This window comes from uncultured Mucilaginibacter sp., assembly GCF_913773635.1.
GTDB lineage: Bacteria > Bacteroidota > Bacteroidia > Sphingobacteriales > Sphingobacteriaceae > Mucilaginibacter.
The window spans coordinates 96,428-123,309 of record NZ_CAJYGQ010000008.1; the positions used below are offsets into that span (position 1 = coordinate 96,428).

A 26,882-nucleotide genomic window follows, 5' to 3' on the forward strand; every position below is an offset into this window, starting at 1 on the left:
TGCTTTACTTCTTTATAGGATTTAAAGGGTATTTAAGTCCTTTAGCGGCTGTAAGGTCCATGGTTACACTACCTACAACCAATTCAACATGTGCTTTAACGGGTATCCGGTTACCATCGTCGGTAACCCAAAGGTACAATTTACTGTTCTTTCGAAATATGCGGCCTGGAATTATAGTAGGATTAAACTTTAAACAGCTAAACTTACCTAATGAGCAATCAACTGTTTCCTTACCAAGGTAAGTAATGGTCATGGCCTGCACTGCATTATCTAAAAAATACTTCAGCTGAAAGGTTTCTCCTACCTTTAGTTTCGACACATCTAAACAACGCGCAAAATAATAGGCTGATGGAAAATCAAAAATCTGCCCGCTAAATGGGTAAGTACCGCTATTGGCCGTTATTTTTCCGTTTTGATGGTCAAATACCACCTTATCCTGGTGCTTATATTTGGCTTCGTGCCGGTCTTCGGTATAGTAGTAAGGCAAGAGGGTGCTACGGTCAATATAGGTTTCGTAACGGTTGCGTACTTTGTAAAAAACATCAAAGGTTCCGGCTGTTTTACCGTCGGCTATAATATGCCAGGCTGGCTTGCCCCCTTCAAATTTGGTATCTGTTTCGGCAACTCGTAAATGAGCTTCGGCACCAGTGAACCAACCATACTTCAACTTGTAGCTAAGTTCTTCACCGGCCTTAAAAGCAGGCTCGGGCAGTTTTGGTAACTGTGCGTATACACTAGCAGTAAGAGCAATTAAAATTAATGTTATGAGCCACAATAAGCGCAACTTACTAAATGCATGTAGTTGACCACCCGTAGTTGTTTGTTTATGTATAGTATAAGCTGTCATTTCATGAAAAATAAGAATACCTCACATTTATGACACTTATGCAGGGCGGTGGTTTAATGTTAATGAATGTGCCGCTGCTTGTATTAAACAGCACAACGCAACCGGTAATTAGTCCTTACGTTTGTAAATAGGCACTGTTGAACAAGGCTCACCAAACATTAAACTCTTGGCTACCGGGGTTAAACGCTTTGTTAACTCTACATACGCCGATGTTGGAACCGGGGTATCACCGCACCCCTTTAATACAATGCGCTGATCACGAAACTGCTCAAAGTCAACCTTACTTATTTCTTTTTCAAACAAAACCGTTTCAAGTACGTCCATATTGCCAAATACAACTTCTTTAGCAAATGGAGCCATGCGATTGGCCAGTAACATGTATGCCCAGGCAGGTACAATAGCATCGGCAGTGCACGTTATACCTACATTTTTGCCTGCGTATTGTGACCAGTCATGCCCTTTAACAAACTCTCTGAAATCTTTTTCTTTTAAGATAAGTTCCATAAAAAGATTGCCTTTGATGTCATAGATGACGCGTTCACCCTCGGGGTAAAAGTCAGCAGGATCGAGCGTAACCAGTCCGCTTTGGGCTACCTTGTTTATAAAGTTCTCCTGAATTTCCATAACTCCTTTAAATAAAAAATCCGGAAACAGCCAGGTGCCATTTCCGGATATAAAATTAGTTCAATTTTTGTTATAAGAACTTATAACGGTAATCTTTTACATTCGCCTTATCTTTCAAAGCTTCAATTAAGCGGCCGGTAGCCTGCTGAGTGATTGCTTGTGAAAGCTGTTGTTTCTCACGAACGGTATTGGTAAGCGCAGGTGGGTTTTGGAAACTGTTAAGCGATACCACGTAAACACCGTGTGAACCATCAATAGGTTTTGAAATTTTGTTAGGCTGCATACCAAATACAGTACCAATAACTTTATACTCTAATGATAAGCCAGGAATCACTGGGTTAGCAAAAACTATGTTCTCAACAGGAACTGCTTTAGCTCCGGCTTTTTGGGCAACCTGCGCAATGTTTGAAGCACCATTCAGAGCTGATGACAATTTACTGCTTAGTTGCTTAGCTTTAACCTGAAGTAAAACCTCTGGTTTAATTTGATCTTTAACATCAGCTAATGATAAAGTGCCTTCTTCTTTAACTTTAGTTAAGTGAGCAACTACATACTGATCGCCCAGGGTATAAACCTGGTCAACAAGATCGCCTTTTTCGGCTTTGTTAAATGCCCATTTCACCAGTTCACGCGCATTATCCAATCCTGGAAGCGCTGATGCAGTACCGGTAACATCATCTGCATTACGTACGGCAAAACCTTGCTTTTTAGCTTCAGCACCAAAATTATCTTTTGATACACTTCCTAAAAATGCCTGAGCTTTGCTGTAAGCGCTTGATTGTGTTTTGTTGCTGGCAACTAGAGGTTTATCAACTGTAGCCACCTTAACAACTTTTGATGAACCTTTTTGGCTTAAGACATTAATTAAGTGAACGCCAAATTGTGATTCAACAATTTTTAAATCACCAGCCTTGCCGTTAAACGCTGCTTCTTCAAATGATGGAACCATTGCGCCACGACCAAAGGTGCCTAAGTCGCCACCTTTTTCGCCAGACTGTTTATCTTCTGAAAAGTTCTTAGCCAGTTCGGCAAACGGACGGCCACCTTCAATTAATTTCTTTAATGAATCGGCTTTTGCACGTGCTTTATCAATACCACCGGCGGTAGCTGCACTAATTAATATGTGACGGGCACTAACCGAGTCAGGACCAACGCGGCTATCAACCAGCTTAGCAATCCTATAGCTGCCGTTGGCAACATATGGGCCGTAAACAAAGCCTGGAGCTGCAGTAAACATAACAGAATCAAGCTGAGGCTCTAACTGTCCTTTACGCTGGTAAGCTAAAGGAGCTTTATCTTCGGAGTTTACCTGTACAAATAACGAATCATTTGTGCTTGCTTTAAATTCAGGGATCAATTTTTCAATCTGAGTTTTGATAGCAGCAGTATCTTCTTTTGAAGGTGATGCATTAAAGCTTACGTACTCAAAGCTACGAAGCTCCTGCGTGTTCTTAAACTGACCTTTATGCTCATCATAATAAGCCTGGTAGTCGTTATCAGTAATATTTACTTTATTGTCAGCAAGGCTACTGTAAGGCAATTCTACGTAAGTAAATTTAGCCAATTTATTTTTAGCCTCGTAGCTATCTTGTGCTTCAAGCGAGTTAACGTACAAGCCGTTACTTACAAGTGAAAAATATTTTTCGCTTCTTTTACCTTCAATTAATGAAGCAACAAGGGCATTCCATTGCTGTATCATCGGATCGTTTGGCTTAGCACTCTGCATCTGGCTCAAAAAGTTATTCAACGCCTGACGATTCAGCTGACCTGTTTTTTGATCGGTAAAGTACTGGGCAATTTGAGGGCTTACGTTGTTACCGCTAACCATTGATTTGGTTTCATCGGTACCTACAACTATGGCCAGTTTCTCAAGTTCCTTTTTCAGGATGATTTGACCAACTGCCTGGTTCCAGGAATTTTCCTGAACGTAATCGGTAATTTGCGGAGTGATGCTGGATTGACCAGATTGCTGCATAAACATTTCGGTGTTTTGCTTCACCTTGTCCATGTACTGCTCGTAGGCAATTTTTTCGCCTGCAACCTCGCCTAATGTATTGCGGTCGCCACTCATAAACGAGCGTCCGTATGTAATTACTTCACCTGCAATAAAGGCAAAAAGCGCAACGCCAATGATCACGACCAAGATCGTGCCCATACGCTCGCGCAAAAAACTCATGATACCCATATAACCTATAAAAAATAAATTTTACTTCTTTTAAAAGAGGGCGCAAGATACAATTTTTACTAAAAAATTGCGAAACAAAAATTACTGCCCAAAGTTTTGATTGACTGGAATTTGACCGGTGGTATTCTTGATGGTCCAGGGGTACATACTTTCGTTGGTATTTGCACCCGTTCCGTACAGAATTGTACCATCGGCAAAGCTTAATTGAACGGGTTTATTCGAGTAAATTGTTTTCTTACCCATATCCCAAAAAAGCTCGTCAGATTTGAAGGTTTCGCCTTGTGCATTTTTTGCTACCACGTTGCGGCGCAGCTCAATTATATTTTCATTTTCACGCCGTATGCCATATTCAGCCGTAATTTCACCATCCTGTTTACGGTTTGCATCGTAAGAGGTAATTTTAACCCCCTTAGGCATTTCCTGATAATGCTTTTCGCTATACTCGAGCATTAACGGGCTTGTTAAATGGAATTTTACTTTGCTTGAATCGCTGGTAATTATATCAAGGCCGGTAGTAGTGCTTACAGGCTTACTAACCTCCTGAGCCGAAATTTTCTGAATGGCTTTAAGGTCGTTTTCACAAGAGCTAAACAATACTATCGCCGTTAAGGCAAACAGCATGCTTCTCCTTAGCATAAGGCTGGGGTTAGTCAAACTTGTATTTACGGAACCAGATGTCATTAAGCGTGAAGCCTATGTGAATATTGAAGAAGTTTTCTTTAATCAGATTGTTTGTTAAAGTGCCACGCTGACCATACTCGGCAGCAATGTTTATTTTATAAAACGTACCACCGTTTGGCGCTAAAGGCAAACCTAAACCAAACGTTCCGGCGTACTGATTAATATTTGTATTAGCAACGTTGATATACGTTTTATCGTATCTGAAACCTAAACGATAGTCAATTAAAGCAAAATAATTATGTAACGCATTTCCGTTAGGCGTAAACTGACCACCTACGTTTAAGGTTTGGCTGTTACGCAACACCTCGCTACTGTTTGGTATACTTAGTTTTGACCAGTTGCCAATGCTATAATCAGCACCAATTAAAAACTTGCCATCTTTTTGGAATGATATACCGAAGTGATGCATTAAAGGCAATTTAATTTTGCCATCATTAAGTACCTGGTTAGAAAGTGTATCAAGCGCTGCCGACTCATCACCCTCCGCGGAAGTTTTATACTGGCTTACAATATTAGTTACCTTTGAGTTTAATGTGCTTGATGCCGAACCTGAGTAACCAAAAACAAGGTGTTGCTCGCGCTCATCGCCAAAATCAAAGTTAACTTGTGTACCGTAATCAAAATTTACGCCGCCTATGCTGTTGCTGCGTTCGCTACGTGAGTTAAGATTGTTGCCAATAGAAGGTATTTCGGTTGAACGGAATTTGCGCAGGTTACCAAAAATGTAAGAAACGTTACCGCCAAAAGATATGTGCCTGCCAATGCCAAACCCATAACCGGCGTAGGCTTTTGACAGGCCTCCGTCGCCACTGTATATGTAATTAACCGCACTGGTATCGGCCGGACTGCCGGTACCGAAATTTGGTATGCTTTGGCGGTAGTTGTAACCAAGCTCAGAATAGGGTACCAGACCAAAACTTAAAGCCGAGCGCTTGCTTACCGGCGCAGCAAAATTGAAGTGACTAAGTCTGAAGTTACCGTTACGTTGGCTGCTAACATCGTTTTGTTTGAGTGTAGAGAAGCTACCTAAAACACCAATATCAATTGTTGTAAGATTGATAGAACCGTAAGACGCAGGATTTTGCAGATTTATAGTATTGTAACCGTTAATTTTATTTATAGCGGTTGATATACCACCCATGGCACGGGTTTGCGGCAGCAGGCCGGTATTGATATCACCCAGGCCAAACTGTGAGTATGGCGAACTGGTAGTGGCGGTTGACTGCGCCATTGCACCCAGGGCAACTGTGGTAAATAAAAAAGTAAAACCTGCTCTTATATGCTTAATCATTATGCTCTTGTATAGCTGCGTTCAATCCTTTGAGAACCAGGTATGGTTCAGTTTTAATATAGCCGGCAAAGATGCTGTTTTTTAGTACAGTATCCAAAAAAACACTATCGCCGCCTGTTAGTATAATATTGAGGCTTTCTGCCTGCTTGCTGTAGCTTTGTATAAATCCCAGCACTTCGTATAAAATGCCGTTTTGCACTCCTGAACGTATGGCTGTTACGGTATCATCGCCATAAAGTTTATCAAACCCGGCATCAGCGTCAACCTGTGGCAAAACCGATGTATAGTGTTGCAGTGCTTTAAACCGCATTTGTAAACCTGGTGATATGCTCCCGCCATAGTAATTACCTGCGGCGTCAATACCATCATAGGTTATGCAGGTTCCGGCATCTATCACCAGGCAATCAATTCCCGGGTAAAGGCTTTTTGCACCCAAAACTGCCGCCAGCCTGTCGGCTCCTAACGTTTGAGGTGTGCGGTAATGGTTATGTATGCCATAAGCCATCTCGCGATTAAAGTAAGTTACCTTGCAACGTTGCTGCAGGTAGCCAACCCAAGGCTCAATTTCCTTTTTTACAGTTGATATTATTGCGACAGTAATGTAGTAGTTAATGAAGAGATGACCAAGGTCATCATCTTTAACTACAGGGTAATGCCCTGCTCCTATCAGTTCTTCACCATCAAAAACAGCAATTTTGGTAAGCGTGTTACCAATATCAATTACCAATTGGGCCATTTAGGCTTTAACCAGGCTCAGTATTGATTCAAAAATTGCCAGGCCATCTTCGTTAGCCAACAATGTATCGGCAGCACGCTCAGGGTGAGGCATCATACCAAATACGTTGCGGTTGAGGTTACATACACCCGCAATGTTCTCTAATGACCCGTTAGGGTTAGCTTCATCAGTTACATTACCGGCCTCGTCACTATAACGGAACAAAATCTGGTCGTTATCTTTTAACGATTGTAAGGTATCGGCATCGGCAAAGTAATTACCCTCACCGTGGGCAATAGGAATTTTAAGCGCTTTTTGCTCGTCAATTTGTGACGTTATAAGTGAATTTTTAGTTTGTGATACCAGGAAGGTATTACGGCAAATAAATTTGCGCTGTTTGTTATGCAATAATGCTCCCGGTACTAAACCTGCTTCAGCCAGTATTTGGAAACCATTACAAATACCCATTACGTAACCACCTTTAGCAGCAAATTGGATAACCTCCTGCATAATAGGCGAAAAACGGGCAATAGCGCCAGAACGCAGGTAATCGCCAAAAGAGAAACCGCCGGGAAGAATTACCATATCAACGCCTTGCAAATCATGGTCCTTGTGCCACAGGCGAACCACCCGCTGACCCATAACTTTTTCCAAAACGTAGATGATATCTTCGTCGCAATTTGAACCGGGGAATATAACTACACCAAATTTCATGCTACAAAGCTAATATAACCGCTTGAACATGAACGAATGTAAAAGTTAAAAAGTGTTAAACTGGAAGTAAATTATACTGGTAATCAGTAAAAAAAACAGCGTTTCATACATCCAGCGCTTGCTTGCGTACAAAAAATAGTAGGCAAAAAATATTGCAGCGGGTACCACGCACAGTATAAAATGGCTTAACCCAAACATTGGCCGCACATAATATGATACCGATGCAATCAGCACCATGAAGAAAAACAGCTGAAACGCTTTGCGTATAAGCACGTAACTTTTAAAAAAGTTCTCCTGCAGTTTGAGGGTTCCTAATACAAAAATAGCTATTACCGGGATAAGCGAAAGGAAGTCATACTTATCTAAAACCTGCGGCCCTGCAAACTTAGCACCCAACGGCAGCCATATTCTATACAGGTAAGGCAGTTTATCGGTAAGGTAGTAAACAACGCCGATAAAGAAAAAGATGGTAAGGTAACCTATCAACGTAGCCACCCACTCGCGCCAATCAAACGGACGAAAAATAATCAAACCTATCCATACCACGGCCAAAAAGTAGGTAAACGGAAAATATAAAAGCGAACCTGCAGCAGCCAGCATTCCCAGGTCATAAGCCAGGGCTTTGGAGTCATCAGTTTTGTAAAGCTCAAACAGCTTAAACAACATCCAAATGATTACAAAATTGCACAACAAAGGTGCACTTAGAACCAAAAATGGTGTAAACAGCCCTGATAGCACTACATACATTAAGGCAGGTAAAAAGCTGGGCCGCCCTAAAAGATTGTAAGCGTTAATTAAATAATTAATTAATATAGCCTGTACAAGCACAACCAGTGCCGCACCCCAAATGCTTAAGTAAGCGGGTAGGGTTTTAACAATTGCTAAAGGCAGTAGTGCTCTAAAAAAAGGCTCGGCTAATTGTAATGGGTATTCATCAGGAACGGCATCACCAAACAGCAGATAAGCTCCCCGCAAAATAATCAGCAGTAATGCCAGCCATAAAATATTAAGCGGATTAAACCTCCTGAAAATATCAATCATGCACGCCTGAGTTTCAACAGGCAATATTATCAAAAATATTTAAGCTAAAACAGCCTGCGGACGCGTATATTTCTTAACCATATCCTCTACAATTTGTGCAGTTTCATCAGGAAAATCAACCTTGATCTGATTACTGCTTTGTATCCAGTTTTTTATGTGAGGTATGGCATGGCTGTTAATACTTGTAATTACAGGTACCCCAAGTTTTGATGCTGCCAGTGCGTTGCAGCGTTGCTCATACTGCCCGCTCATAGGAACCATCATCACCTTCTTTTGGAAGAACAGAGCCTCCGCAGGTCCTTCAAAACCGCCGCCTGTAAGCAAACCCTCACAACTGGCCATGCTTTGGTTAAACTTTAAATTATCAATTGGGCAAATATGTATGTTACCGGTTTGGTACGGCTTCTTTTGACGTTTGGAAAAAATATGCCATTCCACTTCGCTTACCTGGCTTAACATTTTCACCAATGTTTTATCGTCATAAGCAGGAAGATAAACGGTGTAATGACCTTTATTGCAAGGCTCTAGCTGGCGTATTTCACTCCGAATAACAGGGGTATGAATGAAAGAATCGTACCTATCAAAATGGAAACCTATGTGGTGTGTGGTAGGCGAATAATACTTAAACAGCCACTCGGCATAATTCCAGCGGGCCGGGCGGGGAGTATTAGGCGAAATAAAAGAACACTGGTGGCTTAGCGACACTGATGGTATACCTTGCAAACGGCAAGCCCAGGCACTTACAGGTTCAAAATCGTTAATAATAAGGTCATATTGTTTTAGCGGAAGGTTATGAATATCACGGTATAGCTGCCACAGGTTCATGCGCTTATACGTTTCCCATTTATCAACGCCACCCTTTTTACCAAACACAAAGCTAAAGCCGTGAAACTGATGTTTTAGCGGTTGTGACAAAGACACTTCGGCCTCAGTGCCGCTTACAATCAAATCTAATTCGCCATACTGCTGTAATAAAGGCACAATTTCGCGCGCACGACTGATGTGACCGTTTCCTGTACCCTGTATGCCAAAAAGTATTTTCATTATAACTTAAAGCAGATGCCGCTTTAGCAAATATAAACGGGTTTTGCATTAAAGCGTTTGCAATAGTATAAACTTACTTTTAACAAACCATAACTTATATGTTAATCATTTGTACGGCGGTGCAAAAGCCAGTACCAACCCAGGTTAAAGGAAATAACCGCATGATTAAAAATAGTAGGCAATAACCCGTAATGCTCGCGCATAATATCGAAACGTTCCATCAAACTTTGGCGATGCTTCTTTTTAGACATCCCCCCAACCAGGTATTTAGCCACGTAGCGGTTAACATTCACTATTTTCTTCGCTTTTTGGGCAGCCTGCAGTATCCAGTCAATATCGGCACTTAGCTGGTATTTAAGGTTGTAAGGCTGTGCCAAAGCCCGTTTCATGTAAATGGCCTGATGACTGATGCTCATGCCATACCTAAAATCTTTAAACCTGAATTGTTTTGGAGCCTTGTGACGGCGTTGGCCCAGGTTGTTCCCGGCCTCATCCATCATTTCGGTTTCTCCATAATAAATATCAGCATCGGGCGCCGTGGCAAAAACCTGCTCAACAGTATCGGGTGCGTAAAAAGTATCGCCGGAGTTCATGAATATCACATAATCGCCCGTGGCAAGTGCCAGGCCTTTATTCATGGCATCGTAGATACCTTTATCTTTCTCGCTGATTAGCGTGGAAATTTTGTCTTTATACTGATGAATAACATCAAGCGTACCATCCGTCGATAGGCCATCTACAACAATGTATTCAATGTTATGATAAGTTTGACCAATTACTGATTGCAACGTGCGTTCAATATGCTGCACGTTATTGTACACAATGGTAATAACACTAAGCTTGGGGTTAAACATGCGGCCCTTCCTCCTGCGTTTTGCCAAGAACTCGTTTGTACAATTGCAAATGCTTTTGCGCTATCACCCGTTCTGAAAACTTTTCCATTACCGTTTGCCGGGACTGTTGTTGTAGCGTATTTCTATCAGGATGATGAATTACCCAATCCATCCCATCGGCAAAACTTTCAGAGGAACGGTATTCGGCCAGGTAGCCGTTATAACCATGTTCAACCATATTGGGTATGCCTCCCGTGGTAAAAGCCACCACCGGTGTTCCGCACGACAGGCTTTCCATTACCGTATAAGGCAAATTATCTTCTAATGACGGAATCAAAAAAGCATCAGCCGCGGCATAGCAGTTAGCCAGCTTTTCATCATCGTTTATAGTACCTAAAAATTTGGTCGTGAACGGAAACTCGGGTACGTTTTTCGCATCGCGGTTGCCAAACACCACTAGCTCCACGCTATCAGCTTTTGCACCTAACCGGGTTTTGAGCAGTTCGAGGCTTTCCATCAAATAGCTGGCACCCTTGTGCAAATCTTTACGCGAAGGCATAAAGCCGGTCAGGAAGATAAATTTATCATCGGGCAAACCTAACTTGCGTTTGGCTTCGGCTTTATCCATCGGCCTGAAAATATCTGTTTCGAGCGTATTAGGTATTTGCACGGCAGGTTTATCGTGCATCAAACTGCTTTTCAAAACCGAATCGAGCATCCAGGAGCTTGGCGCAACCACATTTATATTTAGTTGTTTGTATGCATTATCCTTTTGTGCCCAAATTTTACGCGACACGTCATTAGCGTCCGGGTTTTTAAGCAGCGGACAATGCCCGCATTCGCGTAAAAAATGATCGCAGGTATAGCGCACATGGCAGCCACCGGTAAAGGCATTGCTATCGTGAAAAGTCCATACTATGGGCTTGTTAAGTTTAGCCAGTTCGGCTAAGTGCGCCGGGTTTAAAAAACTGTGGTTAATCCAGTGCAGGTGTATCACATCGGCCGCCTTAACATCGGGGTGACGGATAACCGACCGACCGAACCACGTAAATGAAAACGGCGTACGCTTGCTGGGGTTAAGCTCACGCTTAGCCAATACGCGTTCGGCAATAATAGTTGCTGCCGTAAACGCCTTTTGTATAATGTTGGTGTTAAAAGTTAATATCGATGGGTTTTTACCAAATTTGTAATGCACTACCACTTTCGAATCTATCCCCGCGGCAATCAAACCCCGATTCAGCCTTAAGCATGCCCGGCCTGCTCCGCCATTACCATCGTACGTATTTATGTGCACCACCTTTAACATGGCTTCAAAAATACATTTTATCGTTACTTAAAATTGATTCTCATACATTATTTAACTCCCTCTCACCTAGAGAAGGCTGGGTGAGGTTTTTTTCTTTTCTTTGCAATACTAATGAGCAACGAACTCACCGACCGCAAATTCTGGGCAAATTACTGGGAATCAAAAACAGGACTGGCTTTCCAGGTACCTGCCAATTATACTTTTCATCAACTGTTTAAAAAGTTGCTTGCCGAAAAACCCATCAAATCGGCCATTGAGCTAGGCGGCTTTCCGGGTTATTACGCCATCTTTTTAAAGAAATACTTCGGGCTGGAAACTTCGTTGTTTGATTTTTATGTACACGAGCCTATTCTGAAAGAGGTGTTGGCCGCCAACCAGCTCACCCCGCAAAATGTAAAGGTGATAGAGGGCGACCTGTACAAACATGAGCCACAGGAGCAATACGACCTCGTACTATCATGCGGATTAATTGAGCATTTTAACGATACTAAAGATATCATTGCCCGTCACCTCACCTTTTTAAAACCGGGAGGAACGCTGTTTATTACCCTGCCCAACTTTACAGGGGTAAACGGTTGGGTGCAGCGCACGTATGATATGGACAATTACAATAAGCATAACATTAACAGCATGAACCCTGCTTTACTGGCCGCTTACTGTAAGGAATTGGGACTGAAAGATGTGGAGGCTTACTACTATGGCCACTTCTCTATATGGCTCGAAAACATGAAACAGCAAAGTGGTTTGACTAAAGGTTTTTTGAAAGCGTTATGGTTTGCAGGGAAGGTGTTTACTAAGGTTGTGCCTGTAGAGAGTAAGGGGTTATCGCCTTATATTGTGGTGAAAGCGGTTAGATAGCCTATTAAACTTGTCGTTTCGACCATCGGGAGAAATCTTACTTGAGTTGCAAAGTCTGCCATGCAATGTTTGTGAGCCTATCGCTTTCCGCTCATTCGCCGCGGGGGCTGTTACTTTGTCATAGCCACAAAGTAACCAAAAGGCCTATTCATCGCAATCCCTTCCACCCCACGAGCAGCCTCCGGCCGGGTGCGCTGAATGCCCCACGCTCTTTTTTTCAACGACAGTCTTGTTGCGCAACTGCTTATCATTCATGCAAAAGCACTGTATTAATATAACTGTTCTTCCGCGGCATCAGTGTTTTGCGGGTAGCACAAATCCAAGTTAAAGCACAGCAGTTCATAGCAAATAAACGTGGCCGCAAGTTTTTTCTTTGGTACTTTCTTTTTTGTATAAAAAAGAAAGTACATCCACAGGCGTAGGTGCAACCACTTTACCTGTACTAACAGGGCACTGCAAAGAGTGAAAGCACAAACAAAAAGTCGAACAAGATTTCTCTCTATCGCCATAAATGACAGATTGTCAAGAATACTTAATCAAATACTTTTCTTTCATTTGTTTCACAAACCTCACCCCTCTCTCCCACAAATTACCTTTTCTGTTCTTTAAAAACTGCTTAATAGCAGAATAAGCCTTTTCATCTTCTTGCAATACCGATGGGAACCACGTTACGGGTTGACGGCTAACCTGCACCTGATAGATATCTTCATTATTAGAATGCACCCCAGTACCATCGTGCCCAATATTTTGGATGAGAGAGTGCGCCGGGTTAAGCGTTAAGCCGCCTTTTAAAAAGATTGAAGCGTACCAGCGTATAGCCCATGAATTATTTTTGCCAGCTTTGAACTGCTGTATTTGCTTCCAAAAATTCATGGTGCCTTCTATAGAGAACTGGTTGATTTTCTCCTTATCAAACTGCTGAATCAGCTTATCCACATCGGGTTCAAAGTTTTTCCAGGCACGCGCCCAGGTGGCCCAGCCCCAACTGGTAGCAGCACGGTAGAAAAAGGATTGCGTTAAGCCTTGCGCTTTAAGATTGTACATATATGCGCCAATGTGCATCACTTCTTCGTAAGCGGCATAGCGATCCAAAGCTTCGTTAAAGTATTGTAGGGTGTAAGGCGATGATAGCAGATCATCCTCAAAAACGATAACCTTGCCATAATCGTTCACCAGATGCGTTACGCCGCTGATGATGGAATTGGCAAGGCCCACGTTAGTTTCGCGCTCGATTACCTTCACCGATTTAAAGCCCGTAACCGTTTGCGCGTAGCGTCGTATCTCATCTACCTTGGCTTCATCGGCTTTGGTTTTGGCCCCATCCGAAAAAATAAACAAGCGCGAGTCATCGGCCAGCAGGTTTTTTTGCAGGTAGCTGATGGTGCGGCGGGTATGATCGGGCCGGTTGTAAACAAAAAGGGCTATGGGTGCCAGGTTTTGCATGGCTTATGAAGGCTAAAAAATGTCGGCTTGTTTATTGGTTTTGCTGCAAAGCACAGTGTAAGCGTTAGCCAACTCTTCCTGCGTACTTTTGCCTAAAAAGGTACCAACAGCACTTTTAACCATAAACTCGGCAGTAATCTTTAAGTCAGTAACAAAGCTTTTAGGCCTTTTTTGGTTGATGTAAGTATTAAATTTAGTTACCTCAGGCTCTATCATGGAGGTAAGGTCTGCCTCCACCTTAAACCCTTCTGATAACAGCAGGTAACGCAGGGAGGTTGGCGTGTAAACATTTATATGTCCGTAAGCCAAAAAATGCTTAATGCGCCCGTCTACATTCTTCTTATAATCACGCGGGACTTCGATAACGCACATTTTAGCTACACGCTTCAGCTCACGCAGCAGCATACGTTCGTGTTCAACGTGTTCAAGCACGTGCGAGAGAATAATAAGGTCAAAACTATCATCAGCAAAAGGCAAATGATAACCATCAAATACCTGTACTGATTTTAAGTTGCCAATATTGCGCGATTTGATATACTCCACCCCGCTATCCGAAATTTCGACAGCATGGCACTCAGGAGCAAAGTTTTGTTCGGAAAGTATTTTGAGGATGCTACCATCGCCGGCACCAACTTCAAGTACCTTGGCAAATATGCGACCTTTGCAAACATCAATAATGTGTTGGGCCTTGTATTTGGCACCCAGCATGCGCCAGGCTTCGTCGTGCGTTTTGTAAAATTCGTCGTAGGCGGTCTTTACATTGCCGCTCAGCTTATCATCGGCCATTGGGTTATATTCCTAAACAGTTATCAGGTTTATAAAATATGGTAGTGGTTTTGTAGTAAAACAAGCCCGGCGATATTCCGCTGAACGGTATTTGCTTAAAGCCTTTATCAAGCAAATAATTGATACCATCTCGGTAGCCGGGGCGCTCCGAATCGTCGAGCACGATAACACCACTAGCCGATAACGCTTCGACAGCCTGTATACAGCAGTTCACACGGTCGCGCCCATCAACAATAATAATATCAAACTCCTCGCCCAATTTTACCGGCATACGGCAGTAATCACCATCACGCTGCAGTTCGCAAAAAATCATTTCGGCATTATCAGGCTTGGTAGACGTTATTTTATCAAACCATTCCTTATCATGCTCAACCGATACCACAATACCGGTGCGTTGCGCGTAAAATATGGTTGAATTACCTGAACCAAATTCAAATACAGCATGTTCGGGTTTTAATCGGTCTTTTATAAAGTCTATAAAAGAATAAGTAACCCATGGAATAGGGTTTCCCCGCTCATCAACAGGCGATTGGCTATCAAAAGCTTTAAACCAGCCAATTTTATCTAAATAACCTTTGCTATTGAACGACAACAACGAGCGCAACCTTTTGGGCTGCTTCAAAACATCTATAAGTAACGATAAATTGCTCAACGATTGAATGCTTTTTGAAAAAGTGAAATTAAGAATAAAGATTTTAACATTTGTACTCCCTGACCACGAGTTTTTGGTATAAGCAATATAAAAAAAGTAGCTACCGCATACGCTATAAGCGTTGCATAAGCGGCACCAATAATACCATACGCCGGAATGAAGTATATATTAAGCACAATGTTAACCAATGCCCCTACTCCCGTACGCAGCATTGATAATTTAAAGTAACCTTCGGCAATAAGGTATTGACCGCTGGCGCTTCCTAAAAATACAAATATACCCGCCCACACGTGTACCGCTAATACTGGTGCTCCAGGCCAAAATTCGGGATGATTATGAAACGCTATCTTGTAAATGAAGGATGAAGCAAAGGTCATGAAAATAGCAACCGAAAGGCTGATGATTACCATAAGGTCATACATATTTTGCAGGCGCTTATAGTAACGGTCAATATCTGTTTTACGTGCATAAACTATGGCCGGAAACACCGATGTTACTACTGCAACCGGTAAAAAATAAAAACTCTCGCTCAAGCTTACTACGGTAGAGTATATGCCCAATTGTGCTTCGCCAAGATAACTGGTGATCATGGCCTGATCTATTTTCATGTAAATTGATACCAGTATAGCCGAGAACGCCAAAGGCCATGATTTTTTGAATAAATATGCTGCCACAGGGGCTTTATATTTCCACTCGCTTATACGGTTATGCGTGCTGCGGTAAACGATAATGTATCCTGTTGCAATAATTACAGCATCAAACAACAACGCCCACACAAACCACAACAAGGGCATATGTAGAAGCACCAAGGTGAGTTTAATGCCTGCCGAGGTTAAGTTACCAGCTACCTGCACATACATAATATACTTGGCCTGCACTTTAGCCTGAAAGTAGCTTTCAACAATGTTAAATGCCTGTATAAGGGCTGTAAAAGCCACAATAAGTACAAATGTAAATGGCGTATTAAGATGTTTGAAGTGAGTGATAACCTCGTAAGCCACATATACCAATGGCAATGTAATTATACCTGCCAGCAAGCGCATCCAAAACGCGGTACCTAGCAGGGTAGATTTTCTTTCAGGGTGATTGATAAGCTCGCGGGTGACAAAGCCATCTAAGCCTAAGGCGGCTACCGCCATTGAGAAAACCACAATGGTCATGGGGTAGTTAAGTATGCCATTTTGCGTTGGCCCTAAATAACTGGATAGCACAAACGTATTGACAACCATTTTTATAACCATGCTGCCAACACGTGCCATCATTAGCATACCGGTATTCTTAAAATACTTTTGAAAAGCCTGCTGATCGAATCCGGGAATACTGGGTATGCGCATATTTTACTGCAAATGTATAAAATGTGTGATTGTACGCTCACTTAAAATGCATTATGCTTAAGGATGATGCTGAATTTTAAGATATTTTATGCTTTTTTGCCTTTACACACATTAGTTTACATATGACAACCGACCATCCATATTTCAAACCATTGCATTCGTACTCACAAGATGGCGAAGACATGCTGCTGCGTTCTTTATTAAAAGAAGCAACGCCCGGTTATGAAGACTATAAAGGATTTTTTATTGATATTGGTGCTTACCATCCGTTCCGGTTTTCAAATACCATGCACTTTTATGAGCAGGGCTGGCACGGTATTAACATTGAGCCTACGCCTAGTGCTATACAACTATTTAACCAGTATCGTGAAAACGATATAAACCTCAATGTAGGTATAGGCGAAGTACACTCCAAACAAACGCTTTATTGTTTTAACGATTCGGCCTATAATACTTTTGATGAACCTACTGCCCGCCAGCGTGATAAAGACTCAAGCAGCTTTCATGTGGTTGAAACAGCCGAAGTGGAAATTCATACCCTAGCCGAGGTTTTAGACCAGCACCTTCCATCCGGACAATCTATTATTGATTTTATGAGTATTGATGTAGCCGGGCTTGATGTAAAAGTACTGCAATCAAACAACTGGAATAAGTATCGACCTAAATTCGTATTAGTGGAGGATGTTGACAACAATTTTAGCCACCTCGATGCTTCTGAAGCGCATAGCTTTTTAGCCGACCAGGGCTATCGTATTGTAAACAAAACCCTGCGTACACTAATATTTAAACAAGTATAAAACTAATACGTATAAAACGACGAAACCCCGACTATTGCCGGGGTTTCGTCGTTTTATATGCTAGTTAATGCTTATTGATTAACAAACTTTTTAGCGTTTATTTTACGTTCGTTTTCAGTTAAGTAAATTTTACGTATACGCATGCTCTGCGGCGTAACCTCAATGTATTCATCAGCCTGTATGTACTCCATTGACTCTTCTAATGAGAATTTGATAGCCGGTGCAATACGAACGTTGTCATCACTACCTGATGCACGCATATTGGTTAATTGTTTACCTTTTACCAAGTTTACAACTAAGTCGTTATCACGGATGTGCTCGCCAAGAATCTGACCTTCGTAAATATCAACACCCGGATCAACGAAGAAACGACCACGATCTTGTAATTTATCAATAGAGAATGCAGTTGTTTTGCCAGTTTCCATTGATACCAATACACCATTGGCACGGCCAGGAATATTACCTTTCCAAGGCTCGTAAGCTTTGAAGCGGTGCGCCATGATAGCCTCACCAGCAGTAGCAGTTAATACGTTGTTACGTAAACCAATAATACCACGTGACGGAATTTCAAACTCTAAGTGCTGTAAATCGCCTTTTGGCTCCATTACTAACAACTCGCCTTTACGCTGAGTTACTAACTCAATTACTTTACCGGCAACATCACCAGGTACGTCAACAGTTAAAACCTCAATAGGCTCACATTTAACACCGTCAATTTCTTTAACAATTACCTGTGGCTGGCCTACCTGTAATTCGTAACCCTCGCGACGCATGGTTTCGATTAACACTGATAAGTGAAGAATACCACGACCGTATACTAGGTAAGAGTCCGGAGATTCAGTTTCAACTACTTTAAGTGCCAGGTTTTTCTCCATCTCTTTGTAAAGACGATCGCGAACGTGGCGTGAGGTAACAAATTTACCTTCTTTACCAAAGAAAGGTGAGTTATTGATGGTAAACAACATGTTCATAGTAGGCTCATCAATTTTGATAACCTCTAATTGCTCTGGTTTTTCAAAATCAGCAATGGTATCGCCAATTTCAAAACCTTCAATACCTACTACAGCACAAATATCACCGGCGTTAACCTGTGTAGCTTTAACTTTACCTAAACCTTCAAAGGTGTAAAGTTCTTTAATACGTGATTTTTGGATAGAACCGTCGCGTTTAACTAAAGATACCGGTTGGTTTTCTTTAATGGTACCACGGGCAACACGGCCAATAGCAATACGACCTACGAATGACGAATAATCTAACGAAGTAATCTGCATTTGCAAAGTACCTTCATTATAAGGAGCCGGTGGAATGTTTTCAAGGATAGCATCCATCAATGGGAATATATCCTCAGTTTTTTTCTTCCAGTCGGTGCTCATCCAACCTTGTTTTGATGATCCGTAAATAACCGGAAACTCCAGTTGCTCTTCGGTAGCATCAAGGTTAAAGAACAATTCAAAAATTTGTTCGTAAACCTCTTCAGGGCGGCAGTTTTCTTTGTCAACTTTGTTTACAACTACAATAGGTTTTAAGCCTAAAGCCAAAGCCTTTTGAGTTACAAAACGGGTTTGAGGCATTGCACCTTCAAAAGCATCACACAACAGCAATACGCCGTCGGCCATTTTTAACACACGCTCAACCTCACCGCCAAAGTCGGCGTGACCAGGGGTATCAATAATGTTGATTTTTACATCTTTGTACCTAACAGAAACGTTTTTTGACACGATGGTAATACCACGCTCACGCTCCAGGTCGTTGTTGTCGAGAATAAGCTCACCAGTTTCCTGATTATCGCGGAAAATGGCGCAGCTATGAAGAATTTTATCAACCAAAGTAGTTTTACCGTGGTCAACGTGTGCTATAATAGCAATATTACGAATTTGATTTTGCATGAAAATGCCTCTTAAATTTTGCGCAAAGATACGCTTAATTTGTTGCATTTAAAAGGTTTGACTGCTTTTTACAAATTTGTGAATATATTTAATAAACAAGCAGTTAAGGTAAATTGACAGATTTACGAATAAGCTAATGATAAACGCTCTTACTACCAATTATACCGGGTAACCATAATCTACATTTAGTTTTTACGTTACCATTATATAACAATCATTAGTTTTGTAATATGAGCTTTCAAACCCTTATAATCATACTGCTGTTTGCTGCTGCTATATTTTATGTAGGCCGTATGTTGTACAAAAGTTTGTATGTAAAAAAAGGCTGTGGTTCCAACTGTAAATGCGGTGTCGATTTTTCAAATATCGATACTGCTAAACCGCGCTCGTAATTACTCATCTTCTTTTAATGCGGTTTTGCCTAAAACCGTTAGCTTTGCCTTTTTCTGAAACCTATTAAGTGCCAATGGCTCATAAACAGATATTTCAGGCTGATAATCCTAAACGTTGGAACAAGTTTAAATGGCTCAGCCGTGTTATTATATTCGTGCTTTTAAGTGGTGTGGTGGCTGCAGCCATTACGGTAACATCTAAACAATACCCTAGTTTACCCAACCTTGTACCTACACAAAAAAAACTGACAACTGACGAGCTGAATAAACTTAAACGCTCGGCAGAATACCGCGATTTTAAAGTTGAAAAAGCCCGCATTGAGGAAACCCGCCGTGCCTTAAAACGCCATCAACTCAGGCACCCTAACAACGCCAACCGTATTAACGTAGGGTTTTACCTGGCCTGGGAGCCACAGGCATACTTTTCACTTGCCGAAAATATCAAACGACTTGATATGATTGTAAGCGAGGGCTTTGCAATTACACCCGGTAAAGATACCATTACGGTAAGGCTTGATACGGGCTTAATAAACCTCAACAAGCGCTACAAAAAACCGGTTATAGTAAGGCTTACCAATTACATTAACTTAAGCAACACTGAAGGACGTTTTGATACACGCGATGTTCTGCGCATTATAGCTAACAAAAAATTGCGTACGGCATTCATTAACAACATTGCCGACAAACTTTCACAATACAATCTTCGCGGGCTTGATTTAAATTTTGATGATATTAAAAATCGCAAATCAGCCGACTACCTCTCCTTTCAACGTGAACTTTACACCACTTTACATGCCAGGGGCTTTTTGGTAACACAAAGCTTTTGGCCCGAGGATGACGAGTACGATCTGCAATTTTTGCAAAAATATAACGACTACCTGTTTGCCATGGCTATTGACCAGCATAACGAGAGTAGCAATGCCGGTGATATTTCGCACCAGCACTGGGTAGAGGAACAATTGGATGCAGTTTGCCAGAAAATTCCAAGTAATAAAATCATCCTCACTTTTGCGGCCGGTGGTTATGACTGGCCCGAAAATCAATACGGCCGCTCAATAGGTTATCAGCAGGCAGTGAGTACCGCTGCTGAAAACAAAAGCAAAGTTGTTTTCGACCCCGAATCGGCAAACCTGATGTATACTTATAAGGGTACCGATACCCTTCAGCACACGGTCTACTTTGCCGATGCCGTAACCAATTTCAACATCATACGCATGGCCGATGATTGGGCAACCGGGGGCGTGGCCCTTTGGCGGCTGGGCTCAGAAGACCCACGTTTATGGAGATTTTTTGCCAAAAACCTTTCTACAGATTCACTTAAAAAAACTGGGGTTGATACCCGTTGGTTCACCAATAAGGTTGGCCTTAATAACCGTATTGATTATGCGGGTGATGGCGAAGTACTTGACCTGGTAACGCAGCCCGATACAGGTAAAATCAACGTTCAGTTTGATGCCAAGACGTTTACTTTTTCAAACCAGGAATACCTTAAACTACCTACCAAGTATGTAATAAGGCGATATGGTTATGCACCAGGAAAAATTGTACTTACGTTTGATGACGGCCCTGACCCCAATTATACGCCCCGTATAATTGATATTCTGAGGAAAGAAAAAGTTCCGGGTTCGTTTTTCGTGGTGGGTTCAATGGTCGAAAAAAACATACCGCTGCTTAAACGTATTTTTGATGAAGGTTACGAAATTGGGAACCATACATTTTTTCACCCCGATATTTCACAGATAAGTTTACAAAGGGTAAGCTTTGAATTGAATGCCACCCGTAAACTTATTGAATCTATAACCGGGCACAGCACCGTTCTTTTCAGGGCTCCTTTTAATGCTGATGCCGAGCCGCAAACCATTGCCGAGGTTATACCTGTAGCCAAAAGCAAGGAAGAGAACTACATTAATATAGGTGAATTTATTGACCCTCATGATTGGGAACCAGGCGTTACAGCCGATACCATTGTAGCCCGTACTATTAAGCAGGCAAACAATGGCTCAATGATTTTATTGCACGATGCCGGTGGCGATAGTAGGGAGGAAACTATAAAGGCCCTGCCACGCATTATTGAGTATTTTAAAACTCACACTTATGATGGAGTACACAAATATGAGTTTACAACCATTGCTGATGTACTTAACAAAAAGAAAGAAGATTTAATGCCGCGTGTAACAAACGATGCCGACTCAGGAGTTACTGGCCGTTTGTATGACATGTTCAATGTTGGCTTTTTTTACACCAACTGGATTTTGCTTTACCTCTTTTTGTCGGCTATATTTCTAGCGGTTGGTCGTATCATACTCATTGGCATACTGGCACTGCGTCAGTTTGCACTTAATAAAAAGAACCCCGATCATGACGTTGATGCTGCTGCGCTTCCCCCGGTAAGCATTATCGTGCCTGCTTATAATGAAGAGGTTACAGCTGTAAAGACTATTCAAAGCTTATTGCAACTTGAATATCCTGAAATGGAAATTTTGTTTATTGACGATGGATCAAAAGACAAAACGTACGAAATTGTAAATAACGCGTACCAAAATCATCCGGCGGTGCGTGTGCTTACCAAACCTAATGGCGGCAAAGCCTCAGCTTTAAATTTTGGTATTGCACAAGCCCGGCATGAGTTTGTGGTATGTATTGATGCCGACACCTTGTTAAAGAATGATGCCATTATACACCTCATGGCCTATTTTACCGATGCAGAGATTGGCGCCGTAGCCGGTACTGTAAAGGTTGGTAATGAAACCAACATTATTACACGCTGGCAATCTATTGAATACATTACGGCGCAAAATATGGACCGCCGTGCGTTTGATTTGCTCAATAGCATCACTGTGGTTCCCGGCGCTATAGGCGCTTTCCGTAAAGAGGCGGTGGCAAAGGCAGGTGGATTTACCACCGATACGCTAGCCGAAGATTGCGACCTTACCATGCGCATACTAAAACAGGGCTACATCATACGCAACGCCGGAGAAGCAATTGCTTACACCGAAGCACCCGAAACGATACACATGCTGCTTAAACAACGTTTTAGGTGGAGCTATGGGGTAATGCAAAGCTTTTGGAAAAACCGCGATGCGTTGTTCAGAAGCCGGTACAAGTTTTTTGGTATGGTGGGTATGCCTAACATACTGGTATTCCAAATTATTTTGCCATTGTTTTCGCCCCTGGCCGATTTAATGATGATTGGCGGCATGTTCAGTGATCATCCCGAAAAGATATTTTATTTCTACCTGGCGTTTATAGTGATTGACTTGCTTGTGGCTGTAATTGCCTTTAAAATGGAAAAAGAAGATTATCGCAAGCTTATTTACATCATACCTCAACGCTTTGTATGGCGCCAGTTAATGTATTACATTTTATTTAAGTCATTGCGGCATGCCTTAAAGGGCCAGCACAGCGGATGGGGCAACTTAAAGCGCACCGGTAATGTAAAAGCCGCGCAGCCAAAAACTGAATAATTACTTAAATGATAAAATTTATAACCGTTATACTGCTGTCATTATCAACGCTTACTTTAAGCAGTAGCAAGCCTGATGGTACAACATACCCTGATAAGGTAAGCGTTTTTAAAGGGAGTTTTACTGATGATTACGGTATCAAATACACCATCAATGATACGCTTTGGATACAGCATCCGCGTACCAAATTTCACATCATCAAATGGAACTATAAGGAGCAGTATCTTATTGCCCGCAATGATGCAAAAAACCCCGGTGAAGGTGGTTTGTACACACGTATCGATTTAATGCAGTTTGATAACATGCAGCCTTGGCTGTGGGGCTACTGCTTGAGTGTTTTTGATGCTACAAGCAACGTTGCGGCAGAAGCCGTAGCCATTGCCGATCGTAAAAATCCTAGAAAAGGATGCAATGGCTACCCTTTTTCAAGAATGAAACGGGTAGAATAGCCTGCCCGCTTCTTTTTGTTTAAATTGTTAAAGTTATTTTTCTATAAGGCACACGGCATAAGCCACCACACCTTCTTCACGGCCTATGAAGCCCATTTGCTCGTTTGTAGTAGCTTTTATAGAGATGTCTTCTTCACTTATACCGGCGGCCTGTGCAATATTTGTCTTCATTGCTGGGATATGCGGATTTATTTTAGGTGCCTCAAGGCATATCATGGCATCAATGTTACCTACATTCCAGCCCTTTTCCTTCAACAGCTCTATTACATGTTGTAACAAAATAAGGCTGCTTATTCCGCGCCAGCGCTCATCCTTATTTGAAAAATGATAGCCTATATCGCGCAGATTTGCTGCGCCTAACAAAGCGTCGCATATGGCGTGTACCATCACATCGGCGTCTGAATGGCCAAATGCACCCGAATGATGTGGCAATTGCACGCCGCCCATTACAAACGGATGTCCTTCTTTCATCTGGTGAACATCAAACCCAAAGCCTACTTTTATTTTACTCAAAACAAATTCCTTTTTCCGCCAAAGTTAGCAATAAGCGTAAAACGAAGTGTGTTGGCCAACGCACTTTTTTGTTGCGCAGCCACCAGGTATGATAAATCAATATCGAAAATATCATACTTAAACCCTGCACCTACTGTTGCGTACTGCCGGTTACCTTTTGATGGATTTTCGTAAAAATAGCCGGCCCTTAAAAAAAACTGTTTACTATAGCCATATTCTGCACCTGCAGCGTAGCTAATTTCCTTTAACTCTTCTCTAACGCCACCAGGAGCATCGGCAAAAGAACCAAATATCCCGGCAGGTACAGATCTGTTATCGTCATAACCGCTAATAATTGCGCCATTACTGTTTCGTATAGGCGGCGTGGGAGCCATTAGCTTGTTTAGGTCAAGCGTAAGTGTTAATTGGTTAAGCTTATCTAAATACCAGGTATCGGCTACGCCAATGCGCATATTGGCCGGCAAAAAGTAGCTTGCTCCGTTATCGGTGTAGCTCATTTTTGTTCCCAAGTTTGAAAAGTTTGCACCAAATGCCAGTAAGGCATCTTTACCAAATTGTTGTGTTTGCTTTTGATAGTAAGCCGAAACATCAGCAGCTAAAGCGTTGCCCGCTTTGGTTTGCAAGCCGTTAACCGCTGCCCCATTAGTTAAGCCCGAGTATATATACCGTAAGGTTAACCCCAGCGAAAAGTTTTCACCAAACTTACGTGCAAATGAGCCATCGATAGAAAATTCGTTAGGGGTGTACGTACCCTGGTCGGCCTGTGAGCCGTCAATGAGCTGAATTTTACCTAAGTTAAAGTAGCGCAATGATAAGCCTATGGTGTTACGACTGTCTAACTGGTGGGCGTAGCTCAGGTAAGCAAGGTTAACATCTGATATAAGCCTGCGTAACCAGGGGCTGTATGATAATGCAAGGTTATCTTTATCATCAATAAATGCAAGCTTAGATGGATTCCAGTAATTGGCATTAGCATCGGGCGAGAGCGCCACACCTGCGTCGCCCATAGCTCCTGAGCGCGAGTCGGGTGCGATGGTTAGAAACGGTACCGCTGTATTGATGCCGTTTACACTGCTGCCCTTGCTATTGGTGTTAGTGTTATTTGCCTGGCAAAAAGCCGCGGCCGGCAATAGCCAACTAACTATAAAAAAAGCGTTTAGCTTACTCATTTTCATTACCACAAATTAGCTGTAAATTTTTGATATAAACTATCGTTCAAAGCCTTGACAGATAAAATATTTCGGGCGGCTTAAAGATATTTTATATGCTGTGTAACCAATATTGAAAACTGACGTAAAAAAGGCTAATTAACCTCCGCTCTTATCTCAGTTGCTACAATTTAGTGTTTAAGAATTTTGTATTTTTACTAATCAATTTTGTCAGGAAAAAACATGATCAAGCGTTTTACTAAATCTGCCTTACTGTTGGGAAGTGTAGGGTTACTATTAGGCAGTTGCAGTAAGCCCATGCGTTCACAAAAAACCGGTATTGTTTACAATAACAAAGACAATGGCGGTTATATGCGCTTTAAACAAACTCACCCCGCTCCGGGCCCCGGCCTGGTTGCTATTGAAGGTGGAACCTTTGTTTGGGGCGGCAGCGCAGACCAGGATGTAGCTTACGAGTATAATAACGTAAAAAGACGTATCACTGTAGGTTCATTTTATATGGACGAAACCGAGGTATCTAACCAGGACTGGCTGGATTACCTGCATTACATCAGCATTACTTTTCCGGGCGACAGGGAGTTGTACTATAATGCTACCCCCGACACGTTGGTTTGGCGCAGGCCTTTATCATACAATGAACCTTACGTTGAAAATTATTTAAGGCACCCTGCTTTTCAGGATTACCCGGTTGTGGGTGTAACCTGGGAACAGGCTAAAGAATATTGCGTGTTCCGTACCAATCAAATGAACGAGAACATTTTGCGCGAAACCGGAAGATTGGCAAGCTGGAAAGATGCCTCAGGCAATGGAGGTGCAGGCACTGCAGGTGCTAATGGAAAATCAAGCATTACCGAACCATTTGATACTGAAATTTACCTTAACGGACAAATTAAAGGCCAGGGTATTGACGGTAAAAAAATGATGACCGATATGAATCCTTTGGCTAAGCCGGGTGCAAATGGCAAACCAACGCGTACCGTACGCATGGAAGATGGTATAATGAAACCGGCTTTCCGTTTACCATCTGAAGCTGAATGGGAGTACGCAGCTATGGGGCTTGCTGGTAATACGCAATATGAAAATATTGAAGATGGAAAAATTTACCCATGGAATGGCATGGGTGTACGCTCGCCAAAAAGACGCACCCGCGGTATGATTATGGCAAACTTTAAGCGTGGCGCAGGCGATAACATGGGTGTAGCCGGATCATTGAATGACAAGGCTGATATCACGGCTCCTGTACGCTCTTACGAACCCAACGATTTTGGTTTATACAACATGGCCGGAAACGTAAACGAGTGGACCGCCGACACCTATCGCCAAATGACGTTTGAGGATGCTGAAGACTTTAACCCGTTCCGTGGTAATGAATGGACTAATAAAAAACTGGCCGACCCGGAAAAAGGATTATACGCCAAAGATAAATATGGCCGCCCTATAAGGGAGGCAGCAAAATCAAACAAAAAACTATCGTGGGCTGAGTTTACTGCGCAACAACAAGGTGGTAACAGTGTAACCCCGCCGGCAGCCAATGCTGCAGGTACAACCGCAGCAATTGCAGCATCGGGCAAACCGTTTAAGCACGATCAGCGTGGCGCGGCTGATTCAACTGATAATACACTTTACGGGGTAACTACTTTGGTAAACGACCGATCAAAGGTTTACAAAGGTGGTTCATGGAATGACCGTGCAATGTGGCTTAACCCAGCAACCCGTCGTTTTATGGATCAGGGAGATGCAAGCGCCGAAGTTGGCTTCCGCTGCGCGATGACAATGGTTGGTGCGCCCGAAATTAATCCTAATGGCAAGGCACACTTCAGTGTTAAAAAACCTAAAAACTACAATCCTAAAAAGTAAG

Annotated in this window: 24 protein-coding genes; 6 read left to right on the top strand and 18 right to left on the bottom strand. The window is 42.3% G+C overall.

Annotation, left to right across the window (positions count from 1 at the left end):
• Positions 1 to 4: 4 nt before the first annotated feature.
• The 11 genes from QZ407_RS10020 to QZ407_RS10070 all read right to left on the bottom strand — a co-directional run bounded on the left by QZ407_RS10020 (position 5) and on the right by QZ407_RS10070 (position 11,281).
• The gene (locus QZ407_RS10020; protein WP_295770430.1) at positions 5 to 847 is read right to left on the bottom strand and encodes a DUF3108 domain-containing protein; all 843 of its coding nucleotides are present in this window, start codon (positions 845 to 847) and stop codon (positions 5 to 7) included.
• Positions 848 to 955: 108 nt separating this feature from the next.
• Positions 956 to 1,471 carry a DUF2480 family protein gene (locus QZ407_RS10025; protein WP_295770432.1) on the bottom strand — a complete coding sequence of 172 codons (516 nt, stop codon included), beginning with the start codon at positions 1,469 to 1,471 and terminating at the stop codon, positions 956 to 958.
• A 70-nt stretch (positions 1,472 to 1,541) separates the two neighbouring features.
• Complete coding sequence (locus QZ407_RS10030) at positions 1,542 to 3,647, bottom strand: SurA N-terminal domain-containing protein (protein ID WP_295770434.1); 2,106 nt, start codon at positions 3,645 to 3,647, stop codon at positions 1,542 to 1,544.
• Between the two features lie 90 nt (positions 3,648 to 3,737).
• Positions 3,738 to 4,292, bottom strand: coding sequence for an LPS export ABC transporter periplasmic protein LptC (lptC, locus tag QZ407_RS10035; RefSeq protein WP_295770437.1), 555 nt, complete (start codon positions 4,290 to 4,292; stop codon positions 3,738 to 3,740).
• Positions 4,293 to 4,302: 10 nt separating this feature from the next.
• Complete coding sequence (locus QZ407_RS10040) at positions 4,303 to 5,628, bottom strand: hypothetical protein (protein WP_295770439.1); 1,326 nt, start codon at positions 5,626 to 5,628, stop codon at positions 4,303 to 4,305.
• A complete protein-coding gene (locus QZ407_RS10045; RefSeq protein ID WP_295770442.1) occupies positions 5,621 to 6,364 on the bottom strand; it encodes a type III pantothenate kinase in 744 nt (247 codons plus the stop codon). Before QZ407_RS10045 ends, QZ407_RS10040 begins: the two co-directional genes overlap by 8 nt.
• Positions 6,365 to 7,057: a phosphoribosylformylglycinamidine synthase subunit PurQ gene (purQ, locus tag QZ407_RS10050; RefSeq protein ID WP_295770445.1), complete on the bottom strand. Its 693-nt coding sequence runs from the start codon at positions 7,055 to 7,057 to the stop codon at positions 6,365 to 6,367.
• A 45-nt stretch (positions 7,058 to 7,102) separates the two neighbouring features.
• Positions 7,103 to 8,098, bottom strand: coding sequence for a DUF6427 family protein (locus QZ407_RS10055; RefSeq protein ID WP_295770447.1), 996 nt, complete (start codon positions 8,096 to 8,098; stop codon positions 7,103 to 7,105).
• A 39-nt stretch (positions 8,099 to 8,137) separates the two neighbouring features.
• Complete coding sequence (locus QZ407_RS10060; protein ID WP_295770449.1) at positions 8,138 to 9,142, bottom strand: glycosyltransferase family protein; 1,005 nt, start codon at positions 9,140 to 9,142, stop codon at positions 8,138 to 8,140.
• Positions 9,143 to 9,243: 101 nt separating this feature from the next.
• Positions 9,244 to 9,996 carry a glycosyltransferase family 2 protein gene (locus QZ407_RS10065; RefSeq protein WP_295770451.1) on the bottom strand — a complete coding sequence of 251 codons (753 nt, stop codon included), beginning with the start codon at positions 9,994 to 9,996 and terminating at the stop codon, positions 9,244 to 9,246.
• Positions 9,989 to 11,281: a glycosyltransferase family 4 protein gene (locus QZ407_RS10070; protein ID WP_295770454.1), complete on the bottom strand. Its 1,293-nt coding sequence runs from the start codon at positions 11,279 to 11,281 to the stop codon at positions 9,989 to 9,991. Before QZ407_RS10070 ends, QZ407_RS10065 begins: the two co-directional genes overlap by 8 nt.
• Positions 11,282 to 11,392: 111 nt before the next feature.
• Between QZ407_RS10070 and QZ407_RS10075 the strand changes: the two genes are divergently transcribed.
• Positions 11,393 to 12,139, top strand: a complete 747-nt coding sequence (locus QZ407_RS10075; protein ID WP_295770456.1) for a class I SAM-dependent methyltransferase — start codon at positions 11,393 to 11,395, stop codon at positions 12,137 to 12,139.
• Positions 12,140 to 12,661: 522 nt separating this feature from the next.
• On the opposite strand, the gene QZ407_RS10080 is transcribed toward QZ407_RS10075, so the two are convergent.
• Genes QZ407_RS10080 through QZ407_RS10095 form a run of 4 tightly spaced genes read right to left on the bottom strand, consistent with a single transcriptional unit; the run spans position 12,662 to position 16,354 of the window.
• The gene (locus QZ407_RS10080) at positions 12,662 to 13,582 is read right to left on the bottom strand and encodes a glycosyltransferase (RefSeq protein ID WP_295770459.1); all 921 of its coding nucleotides are present in this window, start codon (positions 13,580 to 13,582) and stop codon (positions 12,662 to 12,664) included.
• 12 nt (positions 13,583 to 13,594) lie between these two features.
• Positions 13,595 to 14,368, bottom strand: a complete 774-nt coding sequence (locus QZ407_RS10085) for a class I SAM-dependent methyltransferase (RefSeq protein ID WP_295770461.1) — start codon at positions 14,366 to 14,368, stop codon at positions 13,595 to 13,597.
• A 4-nt stretch (positions 14,369 to 14,372) separates the two neighbouring features.
• Positions 14,373 to 14,990: an FkbM family methyltransferase gene (locus QZ407_RS10090; RefSeq protein WP_295770464.1), complete on the bottom strand. Its 618-nt coding sequence runs from the start codon at positions 14,988 to 14,990 to the stop codon at positions 14,373 to 14,375.
• A gap of 26 nt (positions 14,991 to 15,016) precedes the next feature.
• Positions 15,017 to 16,354 (bottom strand): flippase, encoded by a 1,338-nt coding sequence (locus QZ407_RS10095; RefSeq protein ID WP_295770467.1) that lies wholly within the window; start codon positions 16,352 to 16,354, stop codon positions 15,017 to 15,019.
• Positions 16,355 to 16,476: 122 nt separating this feature from the next.
• On the opposite strand from QZ407_RS10095, the gene QZ407_RS10100 reads away from it, so the two are divergent.
• Positions 16,477 to 17,151: an FkbM family methyltransferase gene (locus QZ407_RS10100; protein ID WP_295770470.1), complete on the top strand. Its 675-nt coding sequence runs from the start codon at positions 16,477 to 16,479 to the stop codon at positions 17,149 to 17,151.
• 71 nt (positions 17,152 to 17,222) lie between these two features.
• Here the strand turns inward: QZ407_RS10100 and typA are convergent, their stop codons facing one another.
• A complete protein-coding gene (gene typA, locus QZ407_RS10105) occupies positions 17,223 to 19,037 on the bottom strand; it encodes a translational GTPase TypA (RefSeq protein ID WP_157542736.1) in 1,815 nt (604 codons plus the stop codon).
• A 230-nt stretch (positions 19,038 to 19,267) separates the two neighbouring features.
• Here typA and QZ407_RS10110 point away from each other — a divergent pair, with 230 nt between their 5' ends.
• From QZ407_RS10110 to QZ407_RS10120, 3 genes are all read left to right on the top strand, one after another.
• Positions 19,268 to 19,429 (top strand): FeoB-associated Cys-rich membrane protein, encoded by a 162-nt coding sequence (locus QZ407_RS10110; protein ID WP_295770474.1) that lies wholly within the window; start codon positions 19,268 to 19,270, stop codon positions 19,427 to 19,429.
• Positions 19,430 to 19,503: 74 nt separating this feature from the next.
• On the top strand, positions 19,504 to 22,893 hold the full coding sequence (locus tag QZ407_RS10115) for a glycosyltransferase (RefSeq protein ID WP_295770475.1): 3,390 nt from the start codon (positions 19,504 to 19,506) through the stop codon (positions 22,891 to 22,893).
• 8 nt (positions 22,894 to 22,901) lie between these two features.
• On the top strand, positions 22,902 to 23,342 hold the full coding sequence (locus QZ407_RS10120) for a hypothetical protein (protein ID WP_295770478.1): 441 nt from the start codon (positions 22,902 to 22,904) through the stop codon (positions 23,340 to 23,342).
• A 33-nt stretch (positions 23,343 to 23,375) separates the two neighbouring features.
• Here the strand turns inward: QZ407_RS10120 and ispF are convergent, their stop codons facing one another.
• Positions 23,376 to 23,855 carry a 2-C-methyl-D-erythritol 2,4-cyclodiphosphate synthase gene (gene ispF / locus QZ407_RS10125; RefSeq protein WP_295770480.1) on the bottom strand — a complete coding sequence of 160 codons (480 nt, stop codon included), beginning with the start codon at positions 23,853 to 23,855 and terminating at the stop codon, positions 23,376 to 23,378.
• Positions 23,852 to 25,024, bottom strand: coding sequence for a type IX secretion system outer membrane channel protein PorV (gene porV / locus QZ407_RS10130; protein ID WP_295770482.1), 1,173 nt, complete (start codon positions 25,022 to 25,024; stop codon positions 23,852 to 23,854). Before porV ends, ispF begins: the two co-directional genes overlap by 4 nt.
• A 222-nt stretch (positions 25,025 to 25,246) precedes the next feature.
• Between porV and QZ407_RS10135 the strand changes: the two genes are divergently transcribed.
• On the top strand, positions 25,247 to 26,881 hold the full coding sequence (locus tag QZ407_RS10135) for an SUMF1/EgtB/PvdO family nonheme iron enzyme (protein WP_295770484.1): 1,635 nt from the start codon (positions 25,247 to 25,249) through the stop codon (positions 26,879 to 26,881).
• The last annotated feature ends 1 nt before the right edge of the window (position 26,882 follow it).